The following is a 752-nucleotide window of genomic DNA, read 5'->3' on the forward strand; positions in this document are numbered from 1 at the left end:
GCGATGCTGCCGCCCCCGGAACCGCCGCCGCCGAAGCTCAGCTGTCCGGCATTCACGAGGCCGCCGCCCTGCGCCGAGAGGGTCGGGAACGGACCGGAGGTGGAGCCGCCGCCGAGGCTGAGTTGCCCCGGGTTGGCGATCGCCGTCAGCGGCTCCAGGGAGGCCGCCGCGGGGACCGTCGCGGTGGCGGACAGGTTCTGGGCCCAGGCCGGAGCGGCGAACGGGACCAGCAGGGCGGCGGCGAGGATGACCCGCATGGCGGTCGGATTCCACGAGACGGTGTGTCCGGGGCCAACACAACCGATTCGGACGGGTTCCGACGGTCTCCTCGCACGTCCCGGATCGAACGCCCCGCGGCGGGTCCGTGATCAGGCCGCCCGCACCCACACCGCGGTGTCGTGGAACGTGGCGCCGTCGTTGGGGGCGGCCGGCGTGTCGCCGATCAGCGCGTTGATGCCGCGCCCGCCCGAGAACGAGGCCGCCGGCCACAGGCTCTCGACCACCACGATCCCGGGCGGCTGCCCCTCCGCGAGGCGGGCGTGCAGCCGGACTTGGCCGCGGGCGTTGCCGATCTCCACCGCATCCCCGGTGGCGATCCCGAGGCGGGCGCCGTCCGCCGGATGGAGCAGGCAGGTCGGGCGGCCCTCGCGCCGGATCGATTCGGGGCTGTTGGAGAAGGTCGTGTTGAGGAACTGGCGGGCCGGCGGCGCCACCATCCGGAACGGGCGCTCGGCGTCGGCCGGCTCCGACAC

Annotated in this window: 1 protein-coding gene and 1 pseudogene; both read right to left on the bottom strand. The window is 75.0% G+C overall.

The genetic code is table 11. The annotated features are described in order from the left end of the window. A pseudogene (locus FV228_RS31480) lies at nt 1–257 on the bottom strand (hypothetical protein); the annotation flags it as partial. A 111-nt stretch (nt 258–368) separates the two neighbouring features. Next, nucleotides 369–752 (bottom strand): molybdopterin dinucleotide binding domain-containing protein (locus FV228_RS31485; protein ID WP_281406558.1); only part of this gene is annotated, 384 nt, incomplete at its 5' end.

It is taken from the genome of Methylobacterium sp. WL18, from assembly GCF_008040015.1.
Taxonomy (GTDB): domain Bacteria; phylum Pseudomonadota; class Alphaproteobacteria; order Rhizobiales; family Beijerinckiaceae; genus Methylobacterium; species Methylobacterium mesophilicum.